The organism is Paenibacillus sp. FSL L8-0708 (genome assembly GCF_038009325.1).
In the GTDB taxonomy this organism is placed as follows: domain Bacteria; phylum Bacillota; class Bacilli; order Paenibacillales; family Paenibacillaceae; genus Paenibacillus_AQ; species Paenibacillus_AQ odorifer.
Map to the genome: position 1 here is coordinate 557910 of NZ_JBBPBC010000001.1, position 25640 is coordinate 583549.

Here is a 25640-nt window from a genome sequence, read left to right on the forward strand (position 1 = left end):
ACCCTAGAATTTGCTCATGAGAAAATACTCTTAGCCCCAAGTCATATTTTGGAGTAATCAGAAGAAATAGAAGAGATAAGGGAGGATAATCTTGCTTAGTTTGTGACAGAGCGGTGGAATTGTTACAATGGAAGGAGACAGCTACTATAAAATTTCGAGGAGGTATTCTCATGCCTATTGCTGAAGTTACAGTTATTCCAATTGGAACAGGCAGTACCAGTCTTAGCAGCTATGTTGCGGATATGCAGCGGGTGCTGAAGACAGTAGAAGGGATTACTTATGAACTTACGTCTATGGGTACGATCATCGAAGGGCCTCTGCAACGCATTTTTGCCGCGGTAGAAGCTTTGCATGAGTCTCCTTTTGCCGCAGGTGCAGAACGTGTCTCTACCTCACTTAAAATAGACGACCGCCGCGATAAACCCTCTACTAGCCGTGGAAAGTTAGAGTCTGTGGAGCGTAAGCTACAGGTGGATTAGCAGTTTAGGAGGGCGGAAAACAGGGAGAAATAGGCTTGCGTTTCTGGCTGAAAGTTGTATAATATTTTTTGTTTGACAGAAAAACAGCGTTAAGCTGGTGTAGCTCAGGGGTAGAGCAACGCACTCGTAATGCGTAGGCCGGGGGTTCAATTCCCTTCACCAGCATCCTCAAGAATTCGACAACGGCGCGGGTTCTCGGTTATTTGGGACCGCGCTGTTTTTTATTAAAGACCCTGACTTCTAACATTCTTCTAACCTTTAGTCGAGTAAAGTGGGTGTTACGTCAATTTTCTCTACTTCTTTTCGGGTTCCAAGGATGGAATCGCCGATCCCCCGGAGTACTGCTTCCTGCAGATTGGGGAGAACATGTGAATAAGTATCCAGGGTGATATTTATTGATGAATGGCCTAATCTTTCCTGGACTATTTTCGGATGTACCCCCGCTTTAAGGAGTAAGGTGGCATGAGTGTGACGGAGATCATGGAAGCGGATTTTAGGGAATGTAGGGTGTTCCTTTCGTATCTGATTGAGTATCCGGTAAAAGTGTCTCATCAGTAGACGAGGACCGACTGGAGTTCCGACGCTTGTCTGAACGACGAGACCAGAATCCTTGTAAAACTCGTTAGTTGCAATTTCTTTGACACGAATTTCTTTTTGGCTTGTCAGTAGGCGCACCGTATCCTCGAATAAGGCAATAGGACGGTCACTACCGTCACTCTTAGTGTCGTCCAGCGAATAACCATCCTCATCCAGCGTGTATGCAGTGCGAACGGATATAGTTTTAGTTTTCAAGTCAGTATCTTTCCAACCTACACCGAGGATTTCGCTCTGACGCATGCCAGTTGATGTTGCAAGCTCAAAGGCAACGTAATACTGATCATCCAGGGCAGCGTCCAAAAATATTTTTAGCTGGTGCTCATCCAATACCTCGAATTTCATCTTTTTTCCTTGCGGCAGCGTTACGGTTGATGCCGCATTCATGTTTATTTCCCCCCAGGTAACCGCTCGATTAAGTGCATCCATGATAATGACATGCGCCTTTCTGATCGAGCCAACCGCAAGTGTTTTTAAAAGCGTTTTGTGGTAAAAATCATGAAAATCTTGGGGTTTGAGTTTTGCTAACTTTTTCTTCCCTAAATTCGGAATGATGTGTCTACGAATTAACCAGTTATAGGACGCCCAGGTGCCATATTTCACAGAAGTCTTCTTATCTTCTAACCAAGACTCCATTAATTCCCCGAACGTTTTTTTCGATGGTTCAACAAGTGTTCCATTCTGCAGTTTAGAGAGGATTTCAGGCATTGCATTCTCTGCGTCTCTTTTCTTATCCCAGCCAGAAATCCATTTCTGATTACGTTTCCCTCCGTTGTCTTCTTTGTCAAAATCCACAACGATATAGTATCTTTTTCCTTTTTTTGCAACATGTCCTCTCAAATAAACCCTCCTTCCTAGAAATTTATAGCGTCATCGATAGCTTCCAGCGGTAGTATCAGCCGTGTCACATCTTGGCCATGTCGCCAAGCAACACGGGATAAATTAATCGTCACATATTCAGATTGATTTGGTGGCACAGAGAGATCTCCAGGCTGTACAGTGGCATCATATCGAGTTCGATAAAAGGACTGACTAAGAAGTTTATAATTTCGCTCAACGTTGAGATGAAGCGGCTTATTCCAATCGAATCCTAGCCGTTGCTCAATGACTAAGGCATGAGGTCGGGAGAAGTCGTCTAGTCCGTACAATGAATGTATACGGGGCTGTTGGAGGTATATCAGGTCTAAATCAGAGGCTTCATTAACCGTTAATTCGTAGTTTGATTTAGTGGTCCCGCCATATGTAAAAGTAGATATAAATTCTGAATTGGATATTCGATCTTCAACTTGTTTAAAGCGAAGTTCAACGAAATCCGGAAAACATTGATAATCGCTAACCAGTAAACTAATTAATTCACTTCTGTTCACGGGTAATTTAATCTGCTCAAGCATAAAAAACGGAATCGCTGCGTATAGAGCAAATCGATTTGCATCATTCTCTTGTGCTTCGCGAAACAAATCTGGCATCCAACGTTGATCACCAGAGTGGCGGATAACATGGCATAGTTCATGAAAGAATGCCTTCCTCTGTTCTGTTTGTTCATAACGTCTGTCTATAAAAATTACTTTGTCATCGTTATCGCTAAAGGAGTTGTTGTCGTAATAAACGATGTCTACACCGAAGATCATTGCGATTCTGTCTATATCAAGATCTTGTGGTATGAGTACACCATTAGTCCGGTATTGTTCCTCGATCCATTGTTCAAGAGGAGTTTTAATGTAGTTGGAAAAATTCATGTGATAACCTCCGATTTACGCACATATGTTCTGTTTTTTTGTGAAAAGAAAAGCCATTGCTGGCTTGAAATAATTAGTTTTGCTAAGAAATTAATTGTCTTCCATCCATTGATTAGCCCAGATATGATAGCCTCCAGATATCAATAAACTAATAATCGTAAGGACAACAGAAGTACCTAAATTATCAAACCATGACCCTATTATCCAACCAACAGCCCCACATCCAACTGTTAATATGATTAACAAAACGAATCTAGCTTTTTTATTAACAGCAAGCAGAATTGAACCGAGTAAAATCCCTCCAAAAACCCACCATGAAGAAAAATAGAAACCAGCTACCACAGAAATGATTAAAATTTCTGCAAAGAACCAATTTGCTCCTTGCTCACTTTGCTTAGCTTGATTAACTCCTTTTCTAATTTCATTTTGCACGCAATCACCTGTACTTTTCTCCATCGGCTGGAGTATTTGCTTATAATTTCTGATTTGATTGCTCAGACGCACGCTTTTTCATCTCTCGGTAACGCAAGAGTGCTGCTTCCATTTCTTCAATCTCATCAGGTGTGTAATTATCTGGTCCGCCATAAAATGACATGTTAGTTTCTTTGCGAACAGGTGACGGAGCGTTTGTTCTTCCAAGAAGATAGTCTACTGATGTATCAAGAGCATCGGCAATATTTTTCAAAGCATCTGGATCAGGCTTTCTATCATCAGTTTCATAACGAGACAACTGGACGATCGTGAGTCCACAGAGTTTTGCCATGTCTTTTTGCTTGATGTTTTTCTTTTCTCTAAGATTTTTTATTCTTCCGCCAAGAGTAAGCATAGAAACTCCTTTCTAAAAAAGATAGTGTGACATGTCAATAATATCATTACCATATTGGTAAATAAATAGATTTGCCATAATGGTAAAAATACTGTTGACATTACCGAAATGGTAATTTATAATCAAATCAATAATTACCGAATCGGTAACTTTTGGGGGTGGTGAAGTGAAGAAAGTAGATTTAGAAAAAATAAAAGTTCTGAGGAAAAATGCAGGGTTATCGTTAGAAGAAATGGCTGTCCAATTAGGTTATGAAAGTGCAAATGGCTACTATTATTTAGAAATTGGTCGTGGAAAATTTCCTGCAGAAACACTTGCTAAAGTTGCCCAGATTTTTGGAGTCACAATAGAGGAACTTTTTTTTGAGGAAAAAATTACCGATTCGGTAATTTTGGGTGAAGAGAGGGAGGTGATCTAATTGGAAAAAAATTATGCCAAGGAGGTTAAGGAAACTGAAGATTTTTTTGAGGTACTGAAACTGCTGAAAGAAGGCTGGCTACTGAACCAGACAGCCAGCCAAGGAGATAGGTACAAGTTCCTTATGATCAGGGTTTAAATGGAACGATCTTGTTATCTTTTTCTTCTTGATACTTAACAATTTGATCATCAAGATCCTCAGTGAAAGAGGTGATCTTACTGAAAAAATATACCAAGGAGGTGATGGGATGGACGAACAACAATATCTCGCGCAAGTAAAGGAGATCAAGGAAGTAACCAGTCTCCGTGAAGTCGATTATTACAAGGAAAGAGGCTGGATGCTTCTGCATCAAACATCCAGCAGGTATGTCATAGGTCAAATTCCGAACGATGTTGGTCTGCAACATAACTGAATCCACTGTGAGGGAAGCCTAGGACATAGCTCAAGGTTTCTCCTGTGACACGAACATTGTTTTCATCTACTGGGTGACTAGTGACAGTAGTGTAAATTTTGAGAAGCACCCATCCCTTAGATAGCATGTCGTTCAGTTCTTTAATTATAGAGTCCCTACTATCGCTTATTTGAAAATGAGATGTTCGCAATTCTTTAATTTTACACAGAGATTGGAGTTCAAAAGGTGGCACTACATTCACCTCCTTTCCTGAAAAATTTGGTCAGTCTGGACAACAACCATTTTAGCAGAAAGAGGAAATTTATTCAGCGAAGGAGGCAACTCACATGGAAGCTCAGGATATCAGCGAAATTAAAGAAACGCGTAAAGCGGAGGAAGCAACAAGATTGATTAATGATGGCTGGATACTCGATTACCGTGAACATGGTCAAGGATATTCGCGTTATGTACTTATCAAAGTTAAGTAAGGAGAGATATGGATGAATCAAACTGGAGCTCCATTCTCTGAAACAGATATACTCACGATTCCAGAACTGGCAAGACGCCTGAAAATGGACAAGAACAGAACTTACGACATTGTCTCCGTTAAGGGTTGCCCGCTTTATGATATCGGCGGAGAACGAGGTAAACGGATCATCTGGGGAGATTTTCTCTATTGGTTCAGGAAAAACTTCAAGGATTCCGGAGAATGAGGAAACCCGCCGAGCTGTACCGGCAACGGCGGGTGGGGGAATCGGCAAGGGGATTTGCTTAACAACATCATACATCAGGCCTCTGTCCGATAGCATCCTACTAAATTGGACAAATGAGGTGAAACCAGATTGGCAATTGGACATTTTCCTGATGCGCTCAAGGATGTCATACAGCGTAAGGGAGACACTTTAGCAAATGCTGGACGAGCTGCTCACGTTGATGGCTCTCAGATAGGAAAAATCGTTAAAGGAACACGTAAAGCTTCCGAGCCGGTCATGAGAGCGGCGGTTGAACATTACGATGATAGTCAGCTTTTCCTGGCTGCGGCGGCGGAAGTCACCGGTGGTGCTTCTGCCCCTTGGCTGGATAATGTGGACTTACATCGAGCCAGCGTGTTATTCAAAACGCTCGAGGAGATGAGGGAAGTGCTAGATGCTTCTGGACATGCTCCAATAAGCAAAACGAATGATCAGATCAATGATATCGAACGTCTGCAGATCAAGCGACTGCTTATGGAGACGGTAGAGGCAATCACAGCGCTGACCCATCTGGCTGCCGTGCTATGTAAAGAGTATTCCTTTAGCTGGCTAGGCACTTGGAAAGAGCATCGAGCTGAGCTGAAAGCTAAAAAATATTTGAAATGAGGTTTTGTTATGGAAAGAGAACGATTGGTTGCTGAGGCAAGGGAAGCAGGACATCATGCAGCTCATAATCTGCAGATGATCCAGAGAAATCCAGATATTATGTTGCCGGAAAAGATCGAGGATGCAGAGGGATATCTGAACAGCATGATTCGTTTTGCGGAAATGGAAATGAAAAATGACCGCCGGTCAGGGCAGTCACTTGGTTTGAAATCTCGGTTAGAGAATCTCTTGTTGTCTATTTTAATCCCGAAGCGCGAAAAGCGCAAGGAGGGGGCAGCTTGACGGAGCAGCAGATTAGAAGTTTCGGCCAGGCCCTGGCTGAACGCTTTAAACAGGTGAGCGATGAAAGGGCAGCTGCTGAAAGGCGGTTCCGCAAAACGTTTTACTCTCCAGCATCAACCCGCTTTGAAGTTCTGGAGTTAGAGCGTAAACGGGATATTGCCCAAGCTACTTATGATACATGGGACGAGATTACCACTAATCTTCCCTCTGAAATTCAAACCGCTTTTAAAGAACACTACCAAAAAATAAATCCTATGGAGGCTAAATAATATGAAATCTACTGGAATTGTACGCAAAATTGACGAGCTTGGACGGATCGTTATACCGATTGAACTGCGCAGAACTATGAATCTGGAAATCAAAGACCCTGTGGAGATCTTCGTGGACGACGAGAAAATCATCTTCCGAAAATATGCACCGGGATGTGCGATTACAGGCAGTCAGGAAGATTTGGTCCCATTCGAGGGGAAGCTGTACAGCCGCGCAATTATTCAGCAAATGGCAGCAGCAGTAGGAATTAAATAGGACAAGCAAGGGCTTCGGCCCCTGTCTTGGAGTATCGGAGCTTAGAAGTAACCTTCCTCCCTCCGGTATTCCAAGATGCGGCTGACGCATCCAAGGTGGTGGCGGATCACATAGGTCAAGGGAGCTGAAAAGGCCGTCTTTATTGGTGCAGTTATTCCCTCGCCCACCTTGCAAATACATAGAAAGGAGAAAGCTCATGCAAATCATTCAAAAGTTAACAGTGGTTAGTAATCCTACACGAGTATTTGAAGTTGGAACCGAGATTGATAGCAGTGAAGTAATTGAGATTAAGCAGGTTGGTTCTGAGTATGAGGACCATGTCCATTCTGAGTATGTCGTTCTGGACGAAGATGGCCACATGATAGCCAGTGTCGAGAACGCTCCTGTAATCGTGGAATATCGTCAGATCGTTGAGCATGAAGAAAACGAAAAATAGCCCACAGGCATGGGCTATCACTGTTCTTTGATAACTAAATTATTCACTTGCCCTCATCTTAGCAGGTGAGGGCGCATTACACAAGAGGGAGTGGTTGGCATGGGTATGGCAACATCTTTTGACCCAAACGGGAAACCAGTCGAAATCAGTATCGTACCTAGAAACCCTTCATGCCCTGCAGTAATTAGCTTACGGACTGAAGGGTATTCTGTTCAGCTCCATTTGCCAGATGAAATTATTGCGGAGCTGGCTTATATGGTCAATACACACATCGACAATATCAAATACCCTCAGTTGGTACCGCAGGCTGAGAAGGAGGAAATCGCTTGAAGCGTATTGTTCTGGAGCGCTTGACGCTACGTAATTTTAAAGGGATTAAGGAATTCAATGTTCCGGCTGATGGCCGGGACATTGACATTTTTGGTGATAATGCCACAGGAAAGACCACGATATTCGATGGTTTCCTTTGGCTGCTGTTCGGCAAAGACAGTGAGAATCGCACAGAACAGAAATTCGAAATCAAAGAGCTGAACATTGTCGGTATGGTTCAACAGCACAAGCTGGAGCATGAAATTGAAGGCTCTCTCCTGGTAGATGGCCACCGCCGGATTTTTCGTCGGGTATTCGCCGAGAAGTGGACAAAGAAGCGTGGCGCACCGGTTGAGAGCTTCGAGGGCCACACTACTACTTATTATGTTGACGGCGTCCCACTCAGCATGCGGAAGTTCCAGACTGAGGTCGATTCCATCATCAAGGAAGATTTGTTCAGGCTGCTAACCAGCCCTTCATATTTCAATGAAGTGTTGAAGAAAGAGGATCGACGCAAGGTGCTGTTGGAGGTTTCTGGTGATCTGACGGATGCCGAGGTCATTCATAGTAATGAGGAGCTGGCTGAGCTTCCTACAATCTTGGCTGGTCGTGAAATGGAGGATCATAAGAAAGTCATCATCGCTCGAAGCACCGCTATTAACAAGGAAATTAAGGAGCTGCCAGTCCGTATCAACGAGGTTAAGCGGCAGATGCCGGATGTGGCCGAACTGGAAGAAGAGTTTATAAAGGAAGATGTTGCCCTTTTGCGTAGTCGAATCGAGTCCCGAGAGGCAGAGGTGTCTCGCATTCTCTCCGGCGGCGAGGTTTCTGTGAAGGAGAAGCGGCTGCGCGAGCTTGAGGCAGAGCAGATCGGAATCAAATCCCGGCTGGAATCATCAGTGCTGAATATGGTGACCGAGAAGCGGAATGCAGTCAACTTGAAACATTCGAAGCTCGACCAGTACCACCGGAGCATCGAAGACAAGCAGCAGCGGATTAGACAGAATGAACGTCTGGCTGCTGGGCGCCGTCAGGAAGCCGACAGGCTCAGAGCGGATTTTGCTGCTCTGAAAGAAGAGGTCTTCGAGCATCATCATGATGCAAATTGCCCGACTTGCGGACAGGCTCTTCCGGAGGAGCAGATCAAGGCGACGCATGAAAAGGCGGAAGCAGATTTCAATCTACGCCTGGCAGAGCGGAAAGCCCGCATTAATACAGATGGGAAGGCTGCTGTTGCAGAAGCTGAAAAATTTGATCAGGAAGTCAAACGGCTTCAGGTCGATATTGACGAGCTGAATAACACTTTGGCCACCTTGCAGGCGGAGATCAGCGGAGCAGAAGCTGAATTGGCTGAGCTGCGAGCGGGCGTCAAGGACCCAGCAGCAGATCCGGAGTATGCCGGCAAGATTGCCGAAGCAACCCAGCTTCAGCAGGAAATCGTAACTTTGCGGCAATCTAGCCAATCGGCGGCTGCAAGTGTCCGGGAAGAGATTAGCCAACTGCGGAGGGAAGTCGAGGATATGGAACGGGACCTGGCTAAATTCGACGGTGTTAAGCGCGGGCAGCAACGTGTCGCCGAGTTGGAGCAGCAGGAGAGAAGTTTGGCCGGTGAATATGAGCGGCTGCAGCACGAACTGTTCCTTTGTGAAGAGTTCACCCGTACCAAAGTCAACCTGCTCGATGCCAAGATCAACAGCAAGTTCAAGCTGGCGCGGTTCAGACTCTTCGAAGAGCAGGTCAACGGCGGGCTGAAGGAAGTCTGCGACACTCTATACAAGGGCGTTCCGTATGAAGGCGGGCTGAATAACGCCGCACGAATCAATGTCGGCTTGGACATTATTAATACACTCAGCAAGCATTACAGAGTTTCAGCTCCGATCTTTGTCGATAACGCTGAGGCGGTCACTAAGTTAATCAGTACTGATGCTCAGGTGATCCGACTGGTTGTAAGTGAAGCAGATAAGAAGCTGCGCATTGAAACGGCAGCTGTGCAGGAGGCGATGTGAATGCATGACATTCAGGCAAGTATTAAAGCACAGGCGAAGTATTGTGAGGAGCATGAAGCTCCTCATTTCGCGCCAAAGACTGGCCGCTGCTGGTCTTGTAATCAAAATATTTATGCACCTGGTCACCATGTATGGAAAGGGAAATTCGATGGACGTGAGTCCGCTGGGATTTCTGTTGAAAAAGCAGGTCAGGAGCTTGTTACTGGATGCCCACACTGCAACAGAACGTATTGCGATTAAGGAGGAGATTTAATTGAGTACAGCACAACTTGCTTTAGTAAAACGCGACACCGTCGATGTGGTGGCGGAGAAAGTAAGGCAGTTTCAGGAACGCGGGGAAATTCACTTCCCCGCAAACTATAGTCCGGAGAACGCTATGAAATCAGCATGGCTTCTCCTTCAAACTGTTCAGGATAAAAATTATAAGCCAGCTCTTGAAACTTGCTCGAAGGACAGTATCGCTAACTCTTTGCTGGATATGGTTGTTCAGGGTCTGAATCCAGCTAAGAAACAAGGTTATTTCATTGTTTACGGTACAAAGCTTACCTTCCAGCGAAGCTACTTTGGGACGATGGCAGTCACTAAGAATGTAACAGGAGCTTCTGACATCGATGCCCAGATCATCTACCAAGATGATGAATTTGAATTTGAGATTGTTCGTAGTCGTAAGAAAATCACAAAGCATAAATCAGCGTTTAAAAACATCGATGATAACAAGATTATTGGAGCATATTGCACGATCTATTGGGAAGACGGTAATGAGTACACCGAGATTATGACCATGAGTGAGATTCGTCAATCATGGAAGAAGTCGAAGCAAGGACCCGACAAGGAGAACAGCACGCATAATGAATTCCCTGGTGAGATGGCAAAGCGTACTGTCATTAATCGAGCATGCAAGGCTTATATGAACACCTCCGATGATAGCAGCTTGATCATGAAACATTTCAAGGCACAGGATGAAATGATTGCTGAAGCTGAGGTGGAAGCAGAGATTGCAGAACATGCGAACGGAGAGATTATTGATATCACACCCGAAGCAGCAGCTGATAAAAAGGCTACTGAAGCTCCAAGAGCAGAGAAGTCAAAAACTCCTGAGACCAAACGACAACCGACTGGAAATAAGGCTCAAGCTGGTAATGATCCTAACAATTTTGCTGATGATGTTCCTCCTCTTGAACAAGAGATGCAGTTCTGATGATTGACATTCAATGTCTCGGCTCTAGCAGCGCCGGTAACGCCTATCACATATCTGACGGGCATACCGTGCTTCTGCTGGAAGCCGGTTTTCCTTATAAGTCGATACAACGGGCGCTTAATTTTAGAATGTCGGACATTGCCGGTTGCCTCATTACACACGAGCACCTGGACCATAGCAAGGCTGCTCCTGACATCATGAGAGCAGGCATCAACATTTATACCAGTCAAGGTACGGCAACTGCTAGAGGGTTGTCAGGACATCGCCTGAAGGTCATAAAGGCGTTGGAGCAGTTCACAATTGGTACTTGGACAATTCTACCGTTTGATATTCAGCACGATGTGGAGGAGCCGTTAGGCTTCCTGCTAGCCAATACAGAGGGAGATAAACTAGTCTTCCTGACTGATACCTACTATTGCCGGCATCGCTTCAAAGACCTTACTCACATCATGGTGGAGTGCAATTATTCCTTAGATATCGTTAACAAGCGGGTGGCTGCGGGTCACTTGCATCCTGCTCAAAAGAAACGGCTGCTTCGTTCTCACTTCGGATTGGAGAATGTGAAAGAATTCTTGAAAGCCAATGATACCCGTAATGTTGAGGAGATTTGGTTACTGCATCTATCTGACGGTAATAGTGACGCAGAGCGCTTTAAGAGAGAGATTCAGGAGACTACCGGAGCTCTTGTTAGGGTGGCAGATCGATGATCAACGATAAACCTATGATGCAGAGCATGATGGGAGAGCGGATCTGGAAGCTGATGAAGGTAGATCAAGAAGAGTTTAAGCGGGAAACTCGAGATTACTTCGTTCGAGCTTATCCAGGCTGGACGGTGAAGCGGGTGAAGTATCCGATTGTTTACCTCCAGGATGATAGAGATTGATATGAATGATTTATAGGGGATGATTGAATGCCCGAAGGCAGTTACCCGTTTCCGACATACTCAGGGCTTTTGCAGCCACAACATTACAAACAAATAGGCAGCGCGATATGGCTTTTCCTGTGGTGTATCAGCTCCACGACATCGGAGAAGGAAAGAGGGGGAACTGTCTGGGGTATCGTCCTCGGGAACAAGCCGATCCGCAGCAGTGAGTTGGAGGAAACTTTCGGAGTGACCGGAAGAACAATCCGCGATTGGATTAAAAGATTAGAGGAGCATGGTTACATACGAGTGACCCGCGCTCCATATGGACTTATTTTCAGTGTTCGGAACTCAAAAAAGTATCAAAATAGACCGGAAGTAAACTTCCACTCTGACGATGGAGATAGGAAAAAAACTTCCGATCTGGAGGATGGAGATAGGAAGAAAACTTCCGATCACCCGGAAGAAAACTTCCGATCTAATAAAGATATTATAAAGATTTTGATTGATAGATGGATTGATGGCTTGGAAGAAGATGATCAAAAAGAGTTGAGTTCAAAGTCCGGGGTACTTTCAACCGCTGTGGGTGCCGTCTCCACAGGCAAAATAGACTTTGATAAACCGACAGTCGAACAGCGTGTCCTTCAAATCGAGCAGTATTACTTGCAGCGTAACGGGCTACTTAGTCCCGTTCCTACCGATTGGGAACATGTTCGTGAGATTGCGAACGAGGCCATGCCGCTGGATCTCGTATACTTTTTTATCGACCTGGCAATAGCCCGAAAGAAAGCCAAACGGAGGAGACCTTCGGATAAGATCCGGACTTTCTCGTATTGCAAAACCGTGATTTATGGCTGCTGGGATGAATTGTCCTCATTTCTTGAGCGGTACCTAACTCCCCCTGCATCTTCACAGCAGGGAACAGTCGCCCTGGGAGCCTCAAGAGAGCGTCGAAAAAGCCAACGACAGCAAGAAATTGACGAGCTTGAACAGTTCATCGAGGAGGAGAAGAAGCGTGGAAGTGGTTGAAGTTGCTCAGCTTTACCGAGAGATCAAGAAGCATTTCCCGTTTTTTGATGCTTCTGTCGAAAAGGTGAAAGCAGATTATAAATATCTCAAAGATTTTCCGGTGGAAACAGCCCAAGAGAATATTGATCGCTATATTCTGACTGAAACGGTAGAGCCAAAGATTGCAAACATCCGTGGCCGCCTGGGCGATTTGCAAGATAGCCAGCGCAGCAAGGAAGCTGCTGCAGAACATTTCGCCAATCTTGATGAATGGGTGTCTAGTCATAAACCACCACCTGAAGGTTATTGGGAAACAGTAATGCGGAAGCTTCGAGGTGAAACGAATGCTTGATCGTGAGGTTTTTTTAGTAGCAGCAGGGATTGAAATGCCAGTTGACCTTCAAGCCGAGCAAGCGGTACTAGGTGCGTCCTTGATAGACCAGTCGGCGTATGAAGCTTCGGCAGATATATTGCAAGGCGGGGAATTTAGCGACGAAGGACATGCACGGATATACAGAGCGATGCGTCGTCTCAGCGATGCGGAACAGCCTATTGATCTGATCAGCCTGACTTCACAATTGCAGGACAGCGAGGAAATCGACAAGGTTGGTGGGGTTAGTTACCTGTCGAAGTTGGCACATGCAGTGCCGACAACAGCGAACGCAACCTACTATGTTGAGCGAGTACAGGAGATGTTCCTTCGTCGTCAAGCGATTGATACGGCCCTAGATCTACTTCGCAATGCTGGGGAGGAGCAGGATGTTAAAGGGTTCGTTGCAATGGCTGAGACTGCTGTATCTAAACTCTCAGACCAGACGGTTCCAGTACGTGAGTTTATTGGGATCAAAGATGCATTGATGCAGGTCTGGGAAGAGGCAGAGCAGCGGTACAACGTCCGTGATATAAACCGCGGAATCACAGGGATTGAGTCTGGGTTTACTGATCTCGATAAGATGACTGCCGGATTCCAGAAAAACGACTTAATTATCGTAGCGGCACGGCCTTCGGTTGGTAAAACGGCTTTTGCACTGAACATTGCTCAAAATGTCGGAGTACGAGCGAAGGAGACCGTCGCTATCTTCAGTTTGGAGATGAGCGCCGCGCAGCTTGTACAAAGAATGATCTGTGCTGAAGCCCAGATCGATGCTAGTCGTATGCGAACAGGGAAGTTTGAAGGTGATGATTGGGAACGCATGGCGATGGCCGTTGGGCTATTGTCAGAGGCGGACATTCACATTGACGATACCCCTGGTATAACGGTGAATGAGATTCGTGCCAAGTGCCGGCGGTTGAAGAAAGAAGGCAAGCTGGGAATGATTGTGATCGATTATCTGCAGCTCATCCAGGGTAGAGGGCGCAGCGGTGCGAACCGGCAGGAAGAGGTATCACAGATTAGCCGAACCTTGAAGCAAATAGCCCGGGAACTTGAGGTGCCAGTTATCGCTTTATCCCAACTTAGCCGAGGTGTTGAGCAGCGGCAGGACAAGCGTCCAATGATGAGTGACCTTCGCGAATCGGGAGCAATTGAGCAGGATGCAGACATTGTAGCGTTCCTTTACCGTGACGACTATTACGACAAAGAAACCGAGAAAAAGAACATCATTGAAATCATTATTGCTAAACAACGGAACGGTCCCGTAGGCACTGTGGAACTGGTGTTCATGAAGAATTACAACAAATTTGTAAATTACGAACGAGCGCAGAATGAGCCAGCACCACGGAAAGACATTGAAAAGCGCCAATGGGCGCAGTAAGGAGCCGATATGGAAGAGCGATTTTACGGATTTTGCTTCCCAGAACCGGGCACCTGGCATACTCCTTCGGTGACACTGAACACTCCGGAGGAAGTCTATCGCTATACGCAACTCCATGGTAGAACCGGAATATTTCGAGAGATCCGTGTCACCGATTCTGATGATTTTATGGTGGTGCAGATGATTGACGGTAAATACACCTGGCCAGAAGAGTGGAAACAACTGAATAAGGGGGAAGCAAGCAATGAAACAGGGGAAACGACCGACCAGGAAGCAGAAAATAATGTTAGCAGGTCTTGAAAGGGTAGACCCGAAGAGCTGGCTTATAGAGCGCGACACGCCTGAAGAACTGATTTTAGTTAGTCGTAAGACAGGCAAACCGAAGACGATTAAAAAAGGTGTGTAATGAGCAGGCGGAATTATTGGCACGTTTATAACTGGCTGCGTCGGTATTATATCGAAACAGGCGTAATAGTGGAAAGAGTGGACCTTCTTGCAGAGTTTGCGGATCTGGATCCCGCGGATGTAGATGAAGGAATTGGAGAGTTTGAGCTTGCGATCGGCAAGCGGAAAAGGGAGGCGGTACTGGATGGCCAAAAGCACGCATAAGCCCATTGATCCATTCTTCCAGCAGCGGCATTCCTTTTCTATTTGGGATGACGGCGGCTGGCTGGCGGGGACAGTATATGTACTCGATCATGGAATGCTTCCACGCAAGCGGAGAAGGGGGCGTCGAAAGAATGATAGAGTTTACGGTTCTCGGGGAGCCAGTCGCACAAGGTAGACCTAAGTTTAGCACCGTAGGGGGCTTCCCGCGGGCGTATGACCCGGCCAAGTCCCGGGATTACAAAGATTATGTTCGGCTGGCGGCGCGCGAGTTTGCGCCGGCTGCTCTGCTGGAGGGCGCTCTGGGGATCGCAGTAATTGCCTATCGCTCAACTCCGAAGAGCTTTAGTAAGAAAAGGGCTGAGGCCGCAGAGCGCGGAGAGATCTTACCTATATCCAAGCCGGACGCTGACAACTACTTAAAGGGCGTTAAGGACGCGCTGAAGGGAATCATCTGGAAGGATGACAGCCAGGTCGTAGATGCATTTGTTAAGAAGCGGTACAGTTCAAAGCCGCGGATTGAGATCAAAATTAAGGAACTCCAATAAACCAGAGGGGACGGGATCGCAATGATTAAGGATTATGCGAAGTTTAGCGCAACAGTAGCAAAGGGGATTAAAGTCGGAGATACGGAGGTTGAAATTAAGCTGCTGCTTCCATTAAGAGTGATGCAGGAAAATTTTTTGTTCCTAAGCAGCAATCAAGGCGAAAAAATCAATGTATTCATGGGAGATCCGCAGGCCGCATTTGACTTTGACGAGGAGGATGGGGATATCTTCCGGGAAGTAACTGGACGCCGGGTTATCACCGATTCTTCCGGTGTTGTTGTGGACATTGGTAAGCGGGAAGAGAAAGACCCGAACCAGGGTACTCTATTTGGTCAGGAGGGCGAAGGAATCCCAACTGCTGAGGCTTCAGAGGTAGATGGTGCCTCTGTTACTCACCAGGAAGACGGAGAGCCTGATCCTGGTCATGCGAATGAAGAAGAGGACGATAGCATGGAGCCTGAGTGGCTGAACGGTGATGGAGACGAAAGTGGGTCGGAAAGTGAAGAAGATAGCGTTCCTTCCGGAGAGAACCTCACTGAAGCAACTCAGGACAAAAATCTTGGTTCCGAAGGCGATGACAATCTGGAAGAAGTGAGTAAGGAAGCGCTGGAAGCCTTCATTCTGACCAACCGCCCCGTTTATGATGACATCGAGATTGACGGCACGCCTATTCTGTTTCCCGAGCTGCTACAGGAGCGAATCGAACTGAAGAAGACCTGGAAGGAAATCGCTCAGGAGAAGGGGATCAGCCCATCTGTACTGTCAACTAAGTACGGTACCTACAAGAAGCGTGTTGAGAAAAAAATGAAGGATAGTAGAGGAGCAGCGTAAGCTGCTCCTTCTCTTACAAAGGAGGGGTTGCCGATGCGAACAGGCTTGAAAAAGATAAGTAAGGAGCACTACAAGTTCCTGCTCAGCATTCACGCCGATGTAGTGTTGGAGGCTGCTATTGAGAAGCGGCTGCGTCGGCTAATTGATCAAGCACTTGATCAGGGGGATGAGGCTGCTTTTCGGCTCTATGCAGCTGAACTGGCCAGGAAGATGGTGGCGGACAATCAATAATATTGACATGATCCCACACAGCCAAGGCTCAGGAGATCCGGGAGACGTGGGACAGCATGTCAACAATTACGATGGATGAAACAGAAGGTGCAGAGCTCAAATCAGTAGGGGGCTGAATTGAAAGGGGGCTTATCTGTTGGGGGCTTTGGCGATACAGGAAGCGGCGCTGCCATGTAAGGACAAAGAAGTCTATATTCAATCAGGGCTTCCGTGGGTTCACACATTAGCACGTAAATACAGTCCAAATAAGGATTGTCTGGAGGATCTAATCAGCGAAGGTACGATAGCACTCCTGGAGTCCTATGAACGTTATGTGCCACGTCAGGGCGTTATGGTATCCACCTTCGCTTACAAGGCAATCCGAGGGAGAATGTTCAATTATCTTCGAGATCAATCTGGCAACATCCGTCCACCCGATAAGGCGTTTCGCGTAGGGTATCGAATATTGAAGGGTGAATTGCAACATCTTTCTGAAGCTGAGATTGCTGAGGCATTAGAGATTAGCGTGCTGCAGGCAAGATTTGGCCTTCAAGCGATGCGGACTTTTCGACAAAAGTCCATGGACCAGATGTTTTCGGAGGGAACGGTTACGTTTCACGATATTCACGGTGTTGAAGATGATTTTTCATTGTTTTGGCTCCGTGAGTTCATAAATACCTTGCAGGATGAGGAAAAACAAATTTTCATCGATCTTATGAACCACGGACATAGAGTTATGACAAGGAAGCATAGTCTTCATTTAATCGAGGCTCATGAAAAGGTCAGAGAGATTAAATTAAAATTTAAATTATTCATGGGAATAGAAGAAAGCGAGGGGAGCTTCATGAGTACGTCTACTACCGCAAGTCCAGTGAAAACTAGGAAACTCAATATAGAAGAGGCCAAGCAGCACGGTGTCAAAACTGTATTAGACAGCGTGGAATGGTTTACCGATACTACCTCACCGATTACGCCAACCATCGGTGTCACTTCAACCGGCCTCAATTTAAACCCTGCAGCTTCAAAGCAACTTGATGTTGTCCTGAAGGAATTTGTTCAAGTAGGTTACAATGCTGAACTCAAGCGGCTGGTCATCCGTAAGGCGGAAACTGGCATCCGGTTGTCAAAGGGCTATGGAGATGTGAATGGAGCTGCTGCAGCTACCAGCAAGCGCCTGAGCGATTGGTTGAAAGGGAAGAATATTGAACGGAAAAGATATGTTTTGGAATATGACGATACGGCTGCTGTGCATTACATCCAAGTGGAAGTTGCTGAGGAGGCATGAAAATTGGGACGAGCTAAAAATTGGACACAGGAAGAACTCGAGTACCTTCAAGATCGCTGGGGAACATGTAGCTTGAAATCTATATCCCTTCGGCTTGGCCGTAGCATAGAAGCTATTAAGCTGAAGGCAGGGGGGATGGGGCTGAAGGATTCGCGTATGAGCTTTGACGGCATTACCGTGAATCAGCTGTCCCTGGCACTTGATAAATCCTATAACCAAATTGTTAGGTACTGGATTCCACAGTATGGATTCCCTGCAAGACGGAAGATATTTGCCAGTAGCGCCAGGGTATTGGTAATAGGATACGAGGATTTCTGGAAATGGGCGGAGCAGCACAAAGAATTGCTTAACTTGGCCAAAATGGAGCCGAATCTTCTTGGAGCTGAGCCGGCTTGGGCGAAGGTCAAGCGGAGAGCTGACAAGATGCGGTCCCAGAAGACATACCAAGCTGTGCACTGGACACCAGAGGAAGATCAACGGTTAGTGCAAGTTCTCCGAACCAAGGGAATGACCTATCCGGAAGTCGCCAAGTTGTTTGATCGTTCCGAGGCTGCGGTGAAACGCCGGTTGCATGACTTAGGCGTGAAGGTGCGTCCAGTCCGGTTGGAGAACCATATCAAATATACAAAAGAGGAAGTACAGACGCTACTTCGGATGGCCCAAGAGGGATACAGCTACGAAACGATTGCCTTAACGCTTCGGAAAAGCGCTCTGGGTGTTAGAGGTAAGCTTGAACGTATTGGGTTCGATTTTAAGCGACGTAAGCTTCGAGAGGGATGAAATAATATGATGAAAAAGCCCCTTACGAATCGCCAGGCAGAAACATTGGAGCTTATAAAGGGCTTCATTGATCAAAAGGGCTATGCTCCTTCAGTTTCTGAGGTGTCAGATCTCCTGAAGATAAAGTCCCGCTCTACTGCGCATTCATTAGTAAAGCAATTAGTTGACAAAGGGTACTTAGTGAAGAAGGATAACGAAGTTCGGACTTTACGAGTAGTTGAGCAGAATATTAGAGATTCGCTAGAGTCTCAGGAAGACTTAAGGGAGCAAAATTGGAGGTTACTGCTGGAAAATGTGGAGTTACGAAAGAAGCTTAAACAGTTTGAAAAATACTAAGACATACAAAGAACCCCATATCCTTGGCCGGGGCGGGGTCCTTCTACCAAACTATTCCTCTTGACATTATAGCATACAGGGGGAGTAGGGGAATGACGATGGCATGGGGGATTTTCAAACAAAGTGAACTCTTTCCAAAAGCATCTGAAGAGGAGATCCAACAAACAGAATTCTACCTCGAAAAATACAAGATGATGCGCTTATTTATGCAGGATTTTGAAGATCACGAAAAGGAAATGGCCCAGGTGGCCATTGATGGAGAAGCAGCTCGGAGGATTGATCAAGATGAGCTACACGCTGATAAAACTGCGAACGCCGTAATTCTGCAGGATAAGCAAAAATGGGTTTACTCGCAGTATAAGCTTTTCACGATGCTGATAGATCGGGCTCATAGTCAGGTCATTGATCCGGAGGCGAAGGAAGCAATTGATATTCGCTTCATCCAGGGATATTCAAGAAAGGAAACGATCATGTTTATGCGTAGAGGTGTGGCATCCAGTACCGTGGACCGTCGCATCGAAGCCGGTATTGAATCTATCGCATTCTCTTTAAAATTGACTGGATTCTATGATTATATAAAGAACGAATTTTGACGACATTCTGAGGACAATGCGGTGCATTTCGGTGTATTATGAACACCACTTGACGAGTTTTCCCTGGTATATTGGTAATGTGGAAATCAGGCGAGAGTGACACGCACGGCCGCACATGCGGCGCTTAACCGGGGCGTACCTCCTCTCGCTTTTCCTATTTCGAATAGTGATCTACGATGAGCCCGCCGATCCATCCTATTGAAACTACAATAACTATACGGATCAATGCTTTCTTCATCACTTCTCGCAATGTTTTTGATTCCTCCCTCAGATTCTTTTTAACAGTATAATCCACTGATTGGCATGTGGATATGAAAGAGTTAGAGATTTTGAGGATTCGAGAGTCCGCGCATAAGGAATGGTCAGAAATCGTTTCTAGTCCTTTTGACTCTCGTTTAATGGGCTCAGTAAAATGGTCTTATCCTCCTTTGTAACAATGGAGATAAAGACTTTAAGCAAAGAGCGCAGCGCATTTGCTGCGGATGCGGAGCAAACGCCACTGATCTGGCCAGGATCCAAGCACGAATTAATTTTATACATAATCGAAGTCGCTCATTATTGGGCGGCTTTTTTTATTATGCAGAAAGGATGATCATGGTGGAGATATCTAGAGAACTTAAGGACCTAGAAATGACCTGTGAAGAGGTTGTGTCTGAAATTGCAGGACCCTATAGGCTCAACAAGAAGGAACAGCGCCTACTCGCTTATCTTCTGGATGATAGCAAGAGTAAGAATATTGGTGATATCTGCAAAGCGCTTAAGACAACAGCTCGGACACTGATAGGTAAGACGAAACCTGATCTAGAACGGAAGATTGATGCCGTTGGTTCTGAAGCATGGAAACGAGATCTGGAGGCGGCGCTTAAAAACAGCTCAGTATCCAAGCACGAATTCAGCCAGTGGATATATCTGTTCTCACGAAAGGAAGACGATCATGGCGAGAAAGAAGAATAGCATCCGGCCTCCACTAGTGAAAGAGCATCCGAATCAGCCGGCGAAGTGTGTGCGTTGTATGTGGGGTGAGTGGACAGGGACAAAGCAGTTTTGTTCCAGAGTGAAATGCCAGAAAGTAAAGCCTTCCTAAATATGGTATTGTTAATATTCAGGGGGTGTTGAAGATAGCTTCTCAAGTACTTATGAAGAAGGCACTTGGAATAATTAAGTCCAAAAACGTTCGTAAGAAATGCAAACACTGTCATTATTACAATGTTAATCGTATCTGCTCAAAGCACTTCATAAAAGTCAGACTGGATGAAACGTGTAACCAATTCAACACAGAAAAATTCAAAACACATATTGTTCGTGGTGGTGGAGTATCACCTAAGTAAATACAAGTGGTTGAACAGCTCAAAGGAATTTTTCTTTTAAAAGGAAGAATATCCCTAAACGTCGAAATATGATGTCGAAGGGAGGAATTCAAATGTACGCATTAAAATTAATACGTGATATAAAAAAATTCACTTTGGAGAATTATGACGTACTCAAAAAACCCATTTATGGTGATTATCCCGGACTAAAAGCAGTGGTATTTATGAGTAGAACTCTTTCTTCGCATGCAATTAACGGTGGAGCTGGAGATAGGGACTTGGATCAAACTATTGCGATCAAAGATGGGGAATGGATTAAAATGGAGTTCGAAGCAGAAATAAGCGGAATCGGAGCGCCATTCAAATTAACAAAAGAGCGTGAGGATGTACTTAGCGATGAAGATGTAGAGGCTTATTTGAATGCTTCTGATACCCCTATCGGAGAGGTAGTGCAATTTTTCAAAAAATATACAGAGTTAAGAAAACAATTTGAAAATAACATTCCGAAAATCGACGTCTTTTATGGAAAAATCTAAGAACACCTTCGGGTGTTTTTTTTATGCTCTTATGTGGCCTTCTGTGAGCCATTTTTAGGCTTTATATAGAGCAACGTGTGTTTGTGTGGTGATGTGCAGAAAAGAGAAGGGCGGGCAGGTTCTCTTCGTCTCCTGCTGAGTTTCCGCCTACCCAAAGATGGGAAACCAACTCAACTCAAAGGAGGGTCCTTATGGACATCAGAATCATACCAATTGACCAGCTTAATGCAGCCACCTATAACCCCCGTGTCGACCTTCAACCGGGAGATCCGGAGTATGAGAAGCTTCGCCACAGCCTGGACGAATTCGGATATGTTGACCCGATCGTATGGAATGAACAGACGGGGAATATGGTCGGTGGGCACCAACGATACAAGGTGCTGGTGAATGAGCAAGGCTGCACGGAGTTGGCCGTATCGGTAGTCAACTTGGACCCTGAGCGGGAGCGGCTGCTGAATCTGGCGCTGAATAAGGTGTCTGGTCGGTGGGATGATGAGGCCTTGGCGCAACTGTTGAGTGAGCTACAGGAAGGCGGGGCTGACCTGGGGTTGTCCGGTTTTGATCCGGAGGAGATAGAAGAGCTTATTACAGAGTTTGACGGCATGCCAGACACTGAGATTGATCTGCCGGTTGTTGAAGATAATTTTGACGTCCAGGGAGCTCTCGATCAGATCAAAGAGCCTGAAACACGCCGCGGTGATGTGTGGCAGCTCGGCCGGCATATCCTCATGTGTGGCGACTCTACGGATGCAGGTGATGTTGCCCGCCTAATGGATGGTGTGAGAGCGGCTCTGGTTGTGACGGACCCACCTTATAATGTAGCGGTGGAGAGCGATTCGGTTCGTCTGGCAGAAGCCGGCACCAGCTCAATAATGAACGACGATATGCCCGCAGAGGAGTTTGCGGGTTTTTTGCATGCTGTCTTTGAACAGTATGCTGTAGCCATGGAGTCTACTGCAGCAATCTATGTTTTCCACCCTTCATCCTATCAGCGTGAATTTGAGGACGCGATGAATGCCGCAGGGATTATAGTGCGCTGCCAGTGCGTTTGGGTCAAGAACGTGGCCACTTTCGGCTGGGCACAATACCGCTGGAAGCATGAGCCGGTCTTTTATGGTCATATGAAGGGCAAGGCCCCGGCATGGTACGGCGATCGTACTCAGACTACGGTCTGGCGGTCCGGTTTACCGGCAGAAGATCCTCTCCCAGAAACGGTTTGGGAGGTTTCAAAGGGGGATGTAACCAAGTATGTTCATCCTACACAGAAGCCGCTAGAGCTCCTAGCCATTCCGATCCGGAACAGCAGCCGGCGCGGAGATATTGTTGCTGACTTCTTTGGCGGCAGCGGCTCCACCATGATGACCTGTGAGCAGCTTGACCGCTCCTGCAGAACAATGGAGCTTGATCCAGTTTTTTGTGATGTGATCAAATTGCGCTACCAGGCCGCGACCGGCACAGAGCCGCTGCTCCTTCCTCGTGCTGATCCCGTTGCATAATTAAAAGGAGGACGCGTGAACGTCCTCCCCTTCACCCAGGGTATCCCCCGGCTGAGACAACGGCGCGCCACGCGTGGCATTTCCAGACATCCGCTGTCTCGCATTCCATCATAACGGAAAGTCGAGGGGTACGTAAATGGGAACACAAGATGAAATTTTATTGCAGCATGAGCTCGAAGTTATGGCCGGTATTCTGGAAAGCAAGGCGCAATACCGCAAAATTATTAAAGCCGGCATAGCCAAGTGGGTCAAGGACTTCCAGGACGGCCGGATTGAAATTAAGACGGTGGACGATCTGAAGAAGTTGATTGAGATAGATATTGAGCTTCAAAAGGATGAGCTGTAAGTTCATAGATGCGTTAGAAAAACTACTCTTCTTCCATATACTAGGTTTAGAGACTCAAAGATGGTCTCAAGTATAAGGAGGATTATGATCTATGCACAGAAGACAAGTATCATGTTTCTTAATTGCAGACCACGATAGAAAGATTTTCAACGTGATTGAGTCTGCCAATGGCCACGGATGGCTGCAAGATAGAATCGGTGAACAGCAAGCCAAAGGAAGGGACGTTAGGGGCTATCCCTCGACTAAACCTGCGAGTGAGGTCAGGGAAGACTATCAGAAGAGTTTCGGATACGAGTATTCGAAAGATACTGTCTTGTAGCCTTTGGCGAGAAAGCGTCAGATATCTATTGTTGGGGGTGGTGACATGTAGCATGGCCAGAGAACGCAGTCCCGAGCGGGACAAGGCAAAGCAAATGTGGCTTGAGAGCGGCGGAAAGATGAAGCTTAAGGACATCGCCGCCGCTCTTTCTGTTCCTGAGTCCAGAGTCCGAAAATGGAAGGCTGTGGACCGCTGGCAGGATGATTTGAATGGGAGCGTTGAGGATTCTTTCAAAGGGAGCGCTCCAAATGGAGCGAATGGGAGCGTGCCGAATTCAAGGGGAGCGCCCAAAGGGAACAAGAACGCTGTCGGTAATCGTGGGGGTGCTCCCCCAGGTAATCAGAATGCGAAGGGAAACAGCGGCGGGGGCGGTGGGCCGCCTGGTAATAAGAAGGCCGTCACCACCGGTGAGCATGAAACTATCTGGCTGGATACCCTGACCGAAACCGAGCAGCAGCTTATCGATCAGGTGGACACTGATCCGATCATCCAGGCGAATGAATCTCTGTACCTTCTGACGATCCGGGAGCGGCGTATGATGCAGCGGATCAAAGCTTTGATGGACGGGCTGACCGAAACTGAGCGCAACGTCTTTTATGAGTTGAAGGCTATCAAAGAAGTCGCTACTATCCATGATGAGAAGACTGGCATCACGAAGAAGATCCCTCATGGCCGTAATGAGATGATGGAATCCAAGATCGAGGAGAAGGGTTTCCGCAAGCTTGACGACATCGTGAAGCTAGAGGAAGCACTGACCCGGATTCAGGACAAGAAGATCCGGGCCATTGAGCTGAAGAACCGTCTGATGGACGAAGAGAAACGCGTCCGGATAGAGATGCTGAAACATGAACTGATGATCAAGCGTGGCGGCGCTGAGCCTGACAAAATCGAAGATGACGGTTTTATCGATGCGTTAAGGGGAAGAGCTGCGGAGGTGTGGGCTAAAAATGGCGAACCTGAAGCTTAAGCCCTCCACGTTTAAGTGGAAGCCTTTTTCCGATAAACAGGTGCAGGTATTGACGTGGTGGATGCCTGAAAGCCCTCATCATGATATGGATGCACTGATCTGTGATGGGTCAGTCCGCGCAGGCAAGACAGTGGCCATGTCATTTAGCTACATCGTGTGGGCGACCGAAACATTTCACAGTGAACAGTTCGGCATGGCAGGTAAGACAATCGGCGCGCTGCGCCGGAATGTGATTGGGCCGCTCAAACGAATGCTGGCCAGCCGTGGGTACCAGATACATGACAACAAGACGGAAAATGTCCTGACGATATCCAGAGGGCTGGTAAGCAATCAGTTTTTCCTCTTCGGGGGTAAGGATGAGCGTTCCCAAGAGTTGATTCAAGGTATTACGCTTGCAGGAATGTTTTTTGATGAAGTTGCTCTAATGCCAGAATCCTTTGTAGAACAGGCAACTCTCCGCTGTTCCGTCGACGGGGCTAAGATGTGGTTTAACTGTAACCCTGCCGGGCCGTATCACTGGTTCAAGCTTAAGTGGTTGGACAAACTGTTTGAAAAGCGTGCTGTGCATCTCCACTTTACAATGGACGATAATCTTTCACTGTCCGAGCGTGTCCGAGAGCGGTATCGCAGAGGGTATACCGGAATATTCTATGACCGTTTTATCTTGGGGTTATGGGTTATGGCCGAAGGTGTGATCTTCTCCAAGTTCAACGATGCTCTTCATAAAAAGCTACGTGACTGGTTCCCAGTAGAATTTGACCGTAAGTTCATATGCATTGACTATGGGGCAAATAATCCAACTACGTTCCTGAAATACGGAGTCCTGGGCAGCGTGTATTACGAATTGGATGAGTATTATCACGACATCAAGAAAAAGGGAGAGCGGACGAACGGCGAGTATGCGGATGATCTGCAGCAATTTATTGATGGTGATGAATATGCAATCTTTATTGACCCTTCTGCTAAAGCCTTCATTATTGAACTGAAGAGAAGAGGTATCAACCATATCAAGGCTGCTGTTAATGATGTACTGGATGGCATACAAACCGTGTCCAATCGGTTTCAGAACAACGAGCTGTATATCTGTGCTGACAACACCAACTCACTTAAAGAATTGGTGTCTTACGTATGGGACGAAAAAGCCGCTCAGCGTGGTGAAGATAAGCCAGTCAAACAAAATGACCATACCTGTGACGCCAGGCGTTACGGCATCCATACGGACTATCTGCTACAGCGTGTGAAGCAGCGTAAAAAAGAAAGAGAGGAGCGATCTGATCATGATGTGGGGTGGGTGTAAG

At 46.4% G+C, this 25640-nt stretch carries 41 protein-coding genes and 1 tRNA gene; 38 read left to right on the forward strand and 4 right to left on the reverse strand.

From position 1 onward, the window contains the following. Positions 1 to 170: 170 nt before the first annotated feature. Positions 171 to 479 carry an MTH1187 family thiamine-binding protein gene (locus NYE58_RS02465; RefSeq protein WP_036682575.1) on the forward strand — a complete coding sequence of 103 codons (309 nt, stop codon included), beginning with the start codon at positions 171 to 173 and terminating at the stop codon, positions 477 to 479. Positions 480 to 572: 93 nt separating this feature from the next. Continuing rightward, positions 573 to 644, forward strand: a tRNA-Thr gene (locus tag NYE58_RS02470). Positions 645 to 737: 93 nt separating this feature from the next. Here NYE58_RS02470 and NYE58_RS02475 read toward each other — a convergent pair. From NYE58_RS02475 to NYE58_RS02490, 4 genes are all read right to left on the reverse strand, one after another. Beyond that, positions 738 to 1913 (reverse strand): site-specific integrase, encoded by a 1176-nt coding sequence (locus tag NYE58_RS02475; protein WP_076139083.1) that lies wholly within the window; start codon positions 1911 to 1913, stop codon positions 738 to 740. Positions 1914 to 1927: 14 nt separating this feature from the next. Next, positions 1928 to 2809 carry an ImmA/IrrE family metallo-endopeptidase gene (locus NYE58_RS02480; protein ID WP_076139082.1) on the reverse strand — a complete coding sequence of 294 codons (882 nt, stop codon included), beginning with the start codon at positions 2807 to 2809 and terminating at the stop codon, positions 1928 to 1930. A gap of 90 nt (positions 2810 to 2899) precedes the next feature. Then, a complete protein-coding gene (locus NYE58_RS02485) occupies positions 2900 to 3265 on the reverse strand; it encodes a hypothetical protein (protein WP_076139084.1) in 366 nt (121 codons plus the stop codon). A gap of 16 nt (positions 3266 to 3281) precedes the next feature. Further along, positions 3282 to 3635 (reverse strand): helix-turn-helix domain-containing protein, encoded by a 354-nt coding sequence (locus NYE58_RS02490; RefSeq protein WP_076139081.1) that lies wholly within the window; start codon positions 3633 to 3635, stop codon positions 3282 to 3284. Positions 3636 to 3801: 166 nt separating this feature from the next. Between NYE58_RS02490 and NYE58_RS02495 the strand changes: the two genes are divergently transcribed. The 36 genes from NYE58_RS02495 to NYE58_RS02670 all read left to right on the forward strand — a co-directional run bounded on the left by NYE58_RS02495 (position 3802) and on the right by NYE58_RS02670 (position 25639). Continuing rightward, positions 3802 to 4053: a helix-turn-helix transcriptional regulator gene (locus tag NYE58_RS02495; RefSeq protein WP_076139080.1), complete on the forward strand. Its 252-nt coding sequence runs from the start codon at positions 3802 to 3804 to the stop codon at positions 4051 to 4053. Further along, positions 4054 to 4191, forward strand: a complete 138-nt coding sequence (locus NYE58_RS02500) for a hypothetical protein (RefSeq protein ID WP_179088993.1) — start codon at positions 4054 to 4056, stop codon at positions 4189 to 4191. A gap of 109 nt (positions 4192 to 4300) precedes the next feature. Then, on the forward strand, positions 4301 to 4465 hold the full coding sequence (locus tag NYE58_RS02505; RefSeq protein ID WP_179088992.1) for a hypothetical protein: 165 nt from the start codon (positions 4301 to 4303) through the stop codon (positions 4463 to 4465). A 326-nt stretch (positions 4466 to 4791) separates the two neighbouring features. Beyond that, on the forward strand, positions 4792 to 4932 hold the full coding sequence (locus tag NYE58_RS02510) for a hypothetical protein (protein ID WP_179088991.1): 141 nt from the start codon (positions 4792 to 4794) through the stop codon (positions 4930 to 4932). Between the two features lie 12 nt (positions 4933 to 4944). Beyond that, complete coding sequence (locus NYE58_RS02515) at positions 4945 to 5157, forward strand: hypothetical protein (RefSeq protein WP_076139079.1); 213 nt, start codon at positions 4945 to 4947, stop codon at positions 5155 to 5157. A gap of 129 nt (positions 5158 to 5286) precedes the next feature. Continuing rightward, positions 5287 to 5802, forward strand: coding sequence for a transcriptional regulator (locus NYE58_RS02520; RefSeq protein ID WP_076139078.1), 516 nt, complete (start codon positions 5287 to 5289; stop codon positions 5800 to 5802). A 9-nt stretch (positions 5803 to 5811) separates the two neighbouring features. Continuing rightward, positions 5812 to 6084 carry a hypothetical protein gene (locus NYE58_RS02525; RefSeq protein ID WP_076139077.1) on the forward strand — a complete coding sequence of 91 codons (273 nt, stop codon included), beginning with the start codon at positions 5812 to 5814 and terminating at the stop codon, positions 6082 to 6084. After that, positions 6081 to 6353 carry a hypothetical protein gene (locus tag NYE58_RS02530; protein ID WP_076139076.1) on the forward strand — a complete coding sequence of 91 codons (273 nt, stop codon included), beginning with the start codon at positions 6081 to 6083 and terminating at the stop codon, positions 6351 to 6353. Before NYE58_RS02525 ends, NYE58_RS02530 begins: the two co-directional genes overlap by 4 nt. Position 6354: 1 nt before the next feature. Continuing rightward, the gene (locus tag NYE58_RS02535; RefSeq protein WP_076139119.1) at positions 6355 to 6609 is read left to right on the forward strand and encodes an AbrB/MazE/SpoVT family DNA-binding domain-containing protein; all 255 of its coding nucleotides are present in this window, start codon (positions 6355 to 6357) and stop codon (positions 6607 to 6609) included. 196 nt (positions 6610 to 6805) lie between these two features. Next, positions 6806 to 7045, forward strand: a complete 240-nt coding sequence (locus NYE58_RS02540; RefSeq protein WP_340888022.1) for a hypothetical protein — start codon at positions 6806 to 6808, stop codon at positions 7043 to 7045. A gap of 99 nt (positions 7046 to 7144) precedes the next feature. Continuing rightward, positions 7145 to 7375, forward strand: a complete 231-nt coding sequence (locus NYE58_RS02545) for a hypothetical protein (RefSeq protein WP_076138548.1) — start codon at positions 7145 to 7147, stop codon at positions 7373 to 7375. Then, entirely contained in the window at positions 7372 to 9360 is a 1989-nt protein-coding gene (locus NYE58_RS02550) for an AAA family ATPase (protein WP_076138549.1), read from the forward strand. Before NYE58_RS02545 ends, NYE58_RS02550 begins: the two co-directional genes overlap by 4 nt. After that, positions 9361 to 9600 (forward strand): hypothetical protein, encoded by a 240-nt coding sequence (locus tag NYE58_RS02555; protein WP_143766785.1) that lies wholly within the window; start codon positions 9361 to 9363, stop codon positions 9598 to 9600. A gap of 13 nt (positions 9601 to 9613) precedes the next feature. Beyond that, complete coding sequence (locus NYE58_RS02560) at positions 9614 to 10558, forward strand: recombinase RecT (RefSeq protein WP_076138551.1); 945 nt, start codon at positions 9614 to 9616, stop codon at positions 10556 to 10558. Beyond that, on the forward strand, positions 10558 to 11265 hold the full coding sequence (locus NYE58_RS02565; protein WP_076138552.1) for an MBL fold metallo-hydrolase: 708 nt from the start codon (positions 10558 to 10560) through the stop codon (positions 11263 to 11265). Before NYE58_RS02560 ends, NYE58_RS02565 begins: the two co-directional genes overlap by 1 nt. After that, entirely contained in the window at positions 11262 to 11441 is a 180-nt protein-coding gene (locus NYE58_RS02570) for a hypothetical protein (RefSeq protein WP_076138553.1), read from the forward strand. The genes NYE58_RS02565 and NYE58_RS02570 overlap by 4 nt, the downstream gene beginning before the upstream one ends. A 27-nt stretch (positions 11442 to 11468) precedes the next feature. After that, the gene (locus NYE58_RS02575; protein WP_076138554.1) at positions 11469 to 12449 is read left to right on the forward strand and encodes a hypothetical protein; all 981 of its coding nucleotides are present in this window, start codon (positions 11469 to 11471) and stop codon (positions 12447 to 12449) included. Further along, positions 12436 to 12780: a hypothetical protein gene (locus tag NYE58_RS02580; RefSeq protein WP_076138555.1), complete on the forward strand. Its 345-nt coding sequence runs from the start codon at positions 12436 to 12438 to the stop codon at positions 12778 to 12780. The genes NYE58_RS02575 and NYE58_RS02580 overlap by 14 nt, the downstream gene beginning before the upstream one ends. After that, entirely contained in the window at positions 12773 to 14182 is a 1410-nt protein-coding gene (gene dnaB / locus NYE58_RS02585; RefSeq protein WP_179088960.1) for a replicative DNA helicase, read from the forward strand. Before NYE58_RS02580 ends, dnaB begins: the two co-directional genes overlap by 8 nt. A 9-nt stretch (positions 14183 to 14191) precedes the next feature. After that, positions 14192 to 14482, forward strand: coding sequence for a hypothetical protein (locus NYE58_RS02590; protein ID WP_179088953.1), 291 nt, complete (start codon positions 14192 to 14194; stop codon positions 14480 to 14482). Continuing rightward, complete coding sequence (locus NYE58_RS02595) at positions 14466 to 14588, forward strand: DUF6906 family protein (protein ID WP_341001010.1); 123 nt, start codon at positions 14466 to 14468, stop codon at positions 14586 to 14588. The genes NYE58_RS02590 and NYE58_RS02595 overlap by 17 nt, the downstream gene beginning before the upstream one ends. Further along, positions 14588 to 14791: a hypothetical protein gene (locus NYE58_RS02600; RefSeq protein WP_076138556.1), complete on the forward strand. Its 204-nt coding sequence runs from the start codon at positions 14588 to 14590 to the stop codon at positions 14789 to 14791. Before NYE58_RS02595 ends, NYE58_RS02600 begins: the two co-directional genes overlap by 1 nt. After that, positions 14772 to 14966 carry a hypothetical protein gene (locus NYE58_RS02605; RefSeq protein WP_143766786.1) on the forward strand — a complete coding sequence of 65 codons (195 nt, stop codon included), beginning with the start codon at positions 14772 to 14774 and terminating at the stop codon, positions 14964 to 14966. The genes NYE58_RS02600 and NYE58_RS02605 overlap by 20 nt, the downstream gene beginning before the upstream one ends. Next, complete coding sequence (locus tag NYE58_RS02610; RefSeq protein ID WP_076138557.1) at positions 14923 to 15336, forward strand: RusA family crossover junction endodeoxyribonuclease; 414 nt, start codon at positions 14923 to 14925, stop codon at positions 15334 to 15336. Before NYE58_RS02605 ends, NYE58_RS02610 begins: the two co-directional genes overlap by 44 nt. 21 nt (positions 15337 to 15357) lie before the next feature. Beyond that, entirely contained in the window at positions 15358 to 16167 is an 810-nt protein-coding gene (locus tag NYE58_RS02615) for a hypothetical protein (RefSeq protein ID WP_076138558.1), read from the forward strand. A gap of 33 nt (positions 16168 to 16200) precedes the next feature. Further along, positions 16201 to 16398 carry an IDEAL domain-containing protein gene (locus NYE58_RS02620; protein ID WP_076138559.1) on the forward strand — a complete coding sequence of 66 codons (198 nt, stop codon included), beginning with the start codon at positions 16201 to 16203 and terminating at the stop codon, positions 16396 to 16398. A 136-nt stretch (positions 16399 to 16534) separates the two neighbouring features. Beyond that, positions 16535 to 17662: a sigma-70 family RNA polymerase sigma factor gene (locus tag NYE58_RS02625; RefSeq protein WP_076138560.1), complete on the forward strand. Its 1128-nt coding sequence runs from the start codon at positions 16535 to 16537 to the stop codon at positions 17660 to 17662. Between the two features lie 3 nt (positions 17663 to 17665). After that, on the forward strand, positions 17666 to 18442 hold the full coding sequence (locus NYE58_RS02630; RefSeq protein ID WP_076138561.1) for a sigma-70 region 4 domain-containing protein: 777 nt from the start codon (positions 17666 to 17668) through the stop codon (positions 18440 to 18442). A 6-nt stretch (positions 18443 to 18448) separates the two neighbouring features. After that, complete coding sequence (locus tag NYE58_RS02635) at positions 18449 to 18778, forward strand: LexA family protein (RefSeq protein WP_076138562.1); 330 nt, start codon at positions 18449 to 18451, stop codon at positions 18776 to 18778. Positions 18779 to 18870: 92 nt separating this feature from the next. Next, a complete protein-coding gene (locus tag NYE58_RS02640; RefSeq protein WP_076138563.1) occupies positions 18871 to 19371 on the forward strand; it encodes a hypothetical protein in 501 nt (166 codons plus the stop codon). Positions 19372 to 19965: 594 nt separating this feature from the next. Next, positions 19966 to 20325 (forward strand): hypothetical protein, encoded by a 360-nt coding sequence (locus NYE58_RS02645; RefSeq protein ID WP_076138565.1) that lies wholly within the window; start codon positions 19966 to 19968, stop codon positions 20323 to 20325. A 466-nt stretch (positions 20326 to 20791) separates the two neighbouring features. Next, positions 20792 to 21214, forward strand: coding sequence for a hypothetical protein (locus NYE58_RS02650; RefSeq protein WP_076138566.1), 423 nt, complete (start codon positions 20792 to 20794; stop codon positions 21212 to 21214). A gap of 191 nt (positions 21215 to 21405) precedes the next feature. Then, a complete protein-coding gene (locus NYE58_RS02655) occupies positions 21406 to 22710 on the forward strand; it encodes a site-specific DNA-methyltransferase (protein ID WP_076138567.1) in 1305 nt (434 codons plus the stop codon). A 136-nt stretch (positions 22711 to 22846) separates the two neighbouring features. Then, a complete protein-coding gene (locus NYE58_RS02660) occupies positions 22847 to 23056 on the forward strand; it encodes a hypothetical protein (protein WP_042188687.1) in 210 nt (69 codons plus the stop codon). Positions 23057 to 23427: 371 nt separating this feature from the next. Next, complete coding sequence (gene terS / locus NYE58_RS02665) at positions 23428 to 24342, forward strand: phage terminase small subunit (RefSeq protein WP_076138569.1); 915 nt, start codon at positions 23428 to 23430, stop codon at positions 24340 to 24342. Then, complete coding sequence (locus NYE58_RS02670) at positions 24323 to 25639, forward strand: PBSX family phage terminase large subunit (RefSeq protein WP_076138570.1); 1317 nt, start codon at positions 24323 to 24325, stop codon at positions 25637 to 25639. Before terS ends, NYE58_RS02670 begins: the two co-directional genes overlap by 20 nt. Position 25640: the final 1 nt, after the last annotated feature.